The organism is Devosia soli (assembly GCF_000970455.1).
Classification (GTDB): domain Bacteria; phylum Pseudomonadota; class Alphaproteobacteria; order Rhizobiales; family Devosiaceae; genus Devosia; species Devosia soli.
In genome coordinates, this window is sequence record NZ_LAJG01000010.1 from 1 (window position 1) to 6,378 (window position 6,378).

At 54.9% G+C, this 6,378-nt stretch carries 6 protein-coding genes; 2 read left to right on the forward strand and 4 right to left on the reverse strand.

The features are described 5' to 3' along the window. Positions 1-200: 200 nt before the first annotated feature. From VW35_RS04000 to VW35_RS04010, 3 genes are all read right to left on the reverse strand, one after another. The gene (locus VW35_RS04000) at positions 201-737 is read right to left on the reverse strand and encodes a hypothetical protein (protein ID WP_046141762.1); all 537 of its coding nucleotides are present in this window, start codon (positions 735-737) and stop codon (positions 201-203) included. A 69-nt stretch (positions 738-806) separates the two neighbouring features. Beyond that, positions 807-2,150, reverse strand: coding sequence for an HNH endonuclease (locus VW35_RS04005; RefSeq protein ID WP_046141763.1), 1,344 nt, complete (start codon positions 2,148-2,150; stop codon positions 807-809). Beyond that, the gene (locus tag VW35_RS04010; protein WP_200896863.1) at positions 2,147-2,989 is read right to left on the reverse strand and encodes a DNA adenine methylase; all 843 of its coding nucleotides are present in this window, start codon (positions 2,987-2,989) and stop codon (positions 2,147-2,149) included. Before VW35_RS04010 ends, VW35_RS04005 begins: the two co-directional genes overlap by 4 nt. Before the next feature lie 156 nt (positions 2,990-3,145). Here VW35_RS04010 and VW35_RS04015 point away from each other — a divergent pair, with 156 nt between their 5' ends. Continuing rightward, positions 3,146-4,453: a site-specific DNA-methyltransferase gene (locus VW35_RS04015; RefSeq protein ID WP_046141765.1), complete on the forward strand. Its 1,308-nt coding sequence runs from the start codon at positions 3,146-3,148 to the stop codon at positions 4,451-4,453. A gap of 124 nt (positions 4,454-4,577) precedes the next feature. On the opposite strand, the gene VW35_RS21235 is transcribed toward VW35_RS04015, so the two are convergent. Continuing rightward, positions 4,578-4,787, reverse strand: a complete 210-nt coding sequence (locus tag VW35_RS21235) for a hypothetical protein (protein WP_152662473.1) — start codon at positions 4,785-4,787, stop codon at positions 4,578-4,580. A gap of 167 nt (positions 4,788-4,954) precedes the next feature. Between VW35_RS21235 and VW35_RS04030 the strand changes: the two genes are divergently transcribed. Continuing rightward, positions 4,955-6,183 (forward strand): IS3 family transposase gene (locus tag VW35_RS04030; RefSeq protein WP_152662474.1). Its coding sequence is split into 2 segments (ribosomal slippage): positions 4,955-5,303 and positions 5,303-6,183, totalling 1,230 coding nucleotides; the frame shifts between segments, so codons are not numbered across the junction. Positions 6,184-6,378 lie beyond the last annotated feature (195 nt).

Consider the following 6,378-nt stretch of genomic DNA (forward strand, 5'->3'; position numbering starts at 1 on the left):
TGGTCTCATCGGGCCAATTCCGCCGCGATACCGCAGGACTGCTGTCCATCCGGCCCGGCACCACCTCCAGCAATTGGAAACTTCTATCACTGGGCATAGGAGCAGACATAGAAACTCACACCGTCATAAAATCAGACGTGCAAATAATCCAACTCAAGCCAAAGCGTCAGACGGGGGCGCCTTGGCGCTTACGATAAGTTTCATAAGTATGGATCGGTATTGGGCGCCGGCGGCCCGATGCGCGCCGCGCGACCGGATTCAAAACCGGTCTCGTAAATGCGGCGGTCGCGCTGCGCCATGCGCTTGGCCAAGAGCTCGCGGACATTCCTGCCGTCGCCCGTCTTGAGCTCGAACGGCTTTACTTCCTGGCGCAGCCTGCCGACGGGGATCGCCTCGCCATTGACCCGCCACACCCGGCAAAGCCGCTTGCCATCCCAATAGGCATGGCGATTTTCAAAATCCTCCAACCGCGCCAGAAACTGCCCGAGCTGCACCGCGAGCCCGGCAAAGTGGAGCGCCGCCACCGGCAGCGGTTCGATGGGCTTTTGGAGGAAAGGCCGCATGTCGTGGATGAGGCTTTCCGCAACGATCCGCTCGCTTTCGCCCACAAGCGCATCGGGCTTTTTGGCGGCGATGGCGCAGATGTCTTTGTGGAGGGCATTGAAGCGCAGCCAGAGCGCTTCATGGCGCTCGGCGAGGGAGTGCGAGATTGTCTGATTGAAGGACGCGACTGCCATCGGTGTCTCCTGTCTCTTTCGGCGATGGGCCGGACGGGAGAGGGTAAGGCGGGGTGGAGGGGACGGGGATTAGTTAAGCTCTCGCCGTCGCCTAAGGTAGTCTGGCTTGGGTGGATGCTGCTTTGGTAAGGAGAGCTTCCCTCCATCGCATGCCTCCAATTGACTTCGCAGCGAGTCGTCTTTTCCGACCTTCTCCCAATCAACAGCTATAGTGAGATCGTCTTCTATCAGTATGTATCCACTTTCAAATGCCTGATCCATCAGCAGCGATAGACAAATTCCATTTGACGGATCCAATCTAATTTTCTGATCCTGACTCCAAGGAACTATGTGCGCGGCCACGAGAAATTCTGTTGTGCTTATTCCCGTAATCGCACATTGATTTGAATAATTTTCTCTTATTTTCTTGGAAAAAGCTCTTTGCGCACTGCCTCGTGTCTTCGTCGATGCATATGTGTCTAGAACTTCATAGTCTCCATTCTCGATTTTTTTTGCAAATGCCGCGACGTCATCGGGTGAAACTTCTAAGCTTTCCGCAACGGCGTCACTTTGGGAAGTTGTCGGAAATTTAGCTCTGAGGTGCTCCAAAAGCTCATCGAGAACCCCACGGATTGAATTATTCAACGGTGTTGGTTGTAGCCAACCGTCGTGGTTCTTGTCAGGATCGAAAAACAGTCCATAAGCGGGGTCTTGTAGATACGCCGTGAGTGCTTGGCCCGTATCAATATCAAACGAATCGATTGTAGCTTCAATGTTGGTAGATGCAGAAAGTTCTGACAGAGCTGCACTTACTGCAGCACTGGGCTCGGTCCCTCCACTTTGAAAGTTCGACCACGCCAGCGCCGAGCTCTGAGACGTTTGCTGTGCGAGAGCTTGAATCTCAGGCGGAGTAAGATCGAGATTTGCCCAGCTATAGCGATCGGTAGGGTCTTCGAGATATGCGCGGACGTGCAGGGCTGCGGGTTGCCCGCGGAGCTTGATTGCTAATAGATAAGGTTGTCCTGCCCCGCTGTGCTGAAGAAGTTCGAGCTCGCCCTCAGCAGCATCCGTATCTAGATGATTCGGATTTCCTGGAATGGTTTCTGCCGTGCCCTCGTTCGGCTCTGGTGTCATTTTCCACGCCAGCGGTGCTCCCTGGCTGGTTTCCCATTTGAGGTGCGGACGATCTGCGGATTGGAAAACGATTGCACCAGGCGCGGTCCCTTGTGGCCACCTGTATGTGATGGATACGGATCCGGCATCCTCGTCTGGAGGAGGGAACAGATTAGCCAGGGCATTCGTAAAGTCTGTCTTTCGAGAGAGTTGAATGTAATCTTTTGTGTACGTGGTGCCCCCGAGACGACCGTAAGTTGCCCTGTGGGCTGATGGGCCGTAGTAGGCCAGAAGCACCCACTCCACAGGAAGAGCGGTCATGTAATTTTTCCTACGATAATTGCTTCAGGTGACAAATGGTCCTCAACTTGCCTGCGACTTTGAGCGGCGAGCGAGCGATGGGTTGTAAACCGTATCATTTCATTGTTTGGGAACAGGCTGCGAACAAAGTCATTGTCTCGATTAGACATGACCCAACTCACTCCCCGTTTCGAAAGTTCTTTGCAAATCTCCGCCAGATCGATCAGATCTTCTGCTTCAAAAGTTTTGGCGGTGTATTTGTTGAATTTGGCTGTAGGTTCCTTCTCAACGTCTGGTCGTGAAAAGATTGGTAGGTAAGGGGGATCTAGGTAAACGAAATCACCTTCGGTTGCGCCCTTAAGCGCGGTGCGGAAGTCAGCGGCAAGTATATCGGCGTGACGCAAGATTTCCCCTGCGACAGTCATGGTGTCTTTTTCTATTCGCTTGAATTGGCGGTCGCCCCACGGAACGTTCATAGCCCCTGTACGAGAGTTTTCTCGCCATAAGTGATTCCAGGAAACACCATTTAAGTATAGAAAGCGGGCAGCCTTCTCCACCTGCGTCGCAGGAACACTCGAACGAACGAAATAGTAGAATTCTTTTGAATCGTTTGCGAGATACCAGTCCTGAAGACGGGCCAACTCAGTGGGGTTGTCCCTTATAGAAATCCACGCGGCGATAAGGTGTTCGTTTAGATCCGCCAAGCGGGCTCGACCAGATATGCGAGGCCTGCACGCGAGGAACACCGCGCCGCCACCCAAAAAGGGCTCGTAGTAGTTGATAATATTAACTGGTACGTGGGGAAGGATACGAGGAAGTAATCTAGATTTGCCCCCGACCCATCTAACAAAGGGCTTCATGGGTAGTGTCGCCAAGCTGTCCGCCGGCACGTGAGCCTTACCCAATTTAATCGCGCCTTTGGGCATGTAGGTACGTCTTCTCATTGTTTGGTTGGCAATACCTCATTAAGGTGATTCACGGGAGAGACGCCATGCATTTCCAGCTATTATATTTCTATGTCTAACGTCGAACTTATTTGGCCAAATAAAGATCTGTCGCTGCGCGCTTCGGGCAAATGTGGTTATGAATGGGTGAACGCTACTGACATTCGATTGCGTAGTCCACTTGTTCTAGAAACTTCATCGCGGTTAGCTCCAAACTCAAATGTATTGGCTATTGGCGATGGACTGGATGTGCTTGAAGCGTTGACATCTCAGAGCCCGATTTTCGGCGAGGGTATCCGGCTTGTCTACATAGACCCCCCATTCAATACTCACGCCGATGTTCGTCAGTACAGCGATAAAATGAACCGGCCTATGTGGTTGAGTATGATGCGCGAGCGGCTTATGGCACTCCTGCCGCTACTGACCGAAAACGCTAGCGTTTGGGTTCACCTGGATGACGCTGAAGTTCATCGAACTCGGGCCATTATGGATGAGGTCTTTGGCGAAGGAGCGTTTGTTGCTTCGGTAATTTGGCAAAAAAAGACGACCAGGGATTCACGGGCAGCCTTTTCTACTAACCACGACACAATTCTGGTCTACGCGCCTAGCGGTCCCAAAAGATGGAAGACCTCACGAAATTTGCTGACTAAGGATGCAGAGCATCTTACCAACAGGGATGACGACCCGCGCGGGCCATGGTCCGATGCTCCTTTTACAGCCCCGGGTATCCGAAAAGCTCAACAATACGAGATTACCACGCCCACCGGTCGAGTCATTAGGCCGCCCCGCGGCCGTTCATGGTACGCGACAGAACCAACTTATCAAAATCTACTTGCGGACGAAAGAATTTGGTTCCCCAAAGATGGAGATGGCTCGCCTAGGCTTAAGCTTTTTAGCCATCAGCTTCGCGGTCTGGTGCCATTTACAGTCTGGGGTGCTTCAGACACAGGTACAAACGATGACGCTAAGCGACATCTTCTGAGTCTCTTTCCTGAACATGAGGTTTTTGATACTCCCAAGCCGGAGTTGCTACTCGAGCGGATTATTCACATAAGTACAAACCCTGGCGATCTGGTTGTTGATCTATTTGGTGGAAGCGGAACAACTGCAGCGGTTGCCCATAAAATGCGACGGCGATGGATGATTGCAGAACGAAATCTCCAAACTGTCGCAAATTTCATCTTACCAAGACTGCGGCATGTCTTGGACGGGACAGACCCAGGTGGCGTCTCGGAAATTTATTCTTGGGTCGGGGGTGGCAACTTCGAAATTGCTCGAGTCGCGCCGAGGCTCGGTAATTTGGAGACCGATAGCGAGGTCGCGTTGTTAGAAACATTGTTTAGGGACTTTGCAGTCAGAAAGGCTAGCCTGACCGCCTAAGGCTGGGATTACAACTTTCATTTTTCTACCAGTCCACCTCTAAACACCTTAGGGGGCTGGTGCGGGATTTCTCATAAGGAACTGGCCATCGACTTCACCGGCCTCTACTTTTCAGTGACCGCATCTACCGCGGCTGGCAAACAAACTTGGTCGGGTGAACTTCCCCAAAATGATCGGGGCCGGTGCCGTCGAGGTCGCAGGCGGCCTCTTGGCGTGCGTTGGCGGCCAGGGCGAAATTGCACTCAAAGGTGTGGAGCGGGCGCTGGTTGGTCAGCGTGTACTGGCACGTCGCGGTGCAGGCAAAGCGCTGGTCGCTGGTGTTTTGCGTCACCATGGTCAGGTGCGACTTGTCGTCATTGAGGACGCACTGGGCCGAGGGCGCGTTGACGGCAAAGGCGGCGGGTACGCTGACAAGGATCAGCGCAAGATGGAGCGCACCCTATTTTGACCGGACAGTCGGCATAGCTGATAAGGCATAGGCATGCGCCTATGAGTACGACTATGTCCAAGAGTACCGACGAGCCGTTTCGACGGGTCGAAGTCATCACCTCCGTGCAGCGCCGCCGTCGCTGGTCAGTGGCCGAGAAGGTGCGGCTGGTTGAGCAGGCCATGCAGCCAGGCATGAGCGTTTCCTATGTGGCCCGCCAGGCTGGCATTTCTCCGTCTCAGCTTTTCGCCTGGAAGCGCCGGATGCTCGAGGGCGGCCACGCGGCCGTCCAGGCCGATGAAGATGTTGTTGGCGCCTCTCAGGTCCGCGATCTGGAAAAGCGCGTGCGTGACCTCGAGCGCATGCTCGGCAAGAAGACCATGGAAGCCGAGATCTTGAGGGAGGCCCTGGATCTCGCGCGCCCAAAAAAACGGACCTCGCCCTTGCTGTCGTGGAGCAATCCCGAGGACGATACCCTATGAGCGTCGTTGCCCGCACTCTGGGCGTCTCCAGGTCCAACCTGACCGAGCGCGCCAGCAAGCCTGCCAAGCCACGCGGACCTTATCGCAAGCCTGAGGATGTTACCCTTCTTGCCGAGCTGCGCCCGATCATCGACCAGCGCCCCACCTATGGTTATCGCCGTGTGACAGCATTGCTCAACAGGCAGCGGCGTAAGGCAGGCAAGGCCGTCGTCAACACCAAGCGTGTGCTTAGGGTCATGCAGCAGAACGGGCTCACCCTTCAAAAGCATACCGCTCTCCGGCCCACCCGCACCCACGACGGAGTTGTGGTTGCCCTGCGCTCCAATATCCGTTGGTGCTCCGATCATCTGGAGATTCATGCCAGGAATGGAGAGGTGGTGCGGATCGTTTTCGTCATCGACGCCTGTGACCGCGAGATCATCGCCTGGTCAGCTGTTGCCAATGCCGGCATCTCCGGCGAGATGGTCTGTGATCTGATGATCGCTGCCGTCGAGCGCCGCTTCCGTACACTCAAGGTCCCACACCGGCTCGAATGGCTGTCGGACAATGGCAGCGCCTATATCGCCCGGCAGACTGCACAGGTGGCCGCGGCACTGGGCATTGACCTGCTCTTTACCCCGGTACGAAGCCCGCAAAGCAATGGCATGTCCGAGGCCTTCGTAAAAACCTTGAAGAGGGATTACGCCTCAACCGTCATACTTCCAGACGCCCAGACCATCCTGGCCTTGTTGCCCGAATGGATCGAGGACTATTGTGAGGTCCACCCGCACTCCGGGCTCAAGTTCCGCTCACCACGCGAGTTCCTGCGCCTCAGTGCCTAAACCCAACCGCCGACTGTCCGGTGAAATGGGGTCCACTCCACAAGAGCGGCGGCGAAGGCGCGCGAAAGCATGTTCGAAAAATCCCCTAAAGCGTTCTGAGACTATGGGAAAGGTCTCGGGTCGCAATGGGGTAAATTACGGATAGGGCCGGGCCGTGGCGGTGTCGCGGGATGGGCCCCGGCCTTCGCCGGGGTG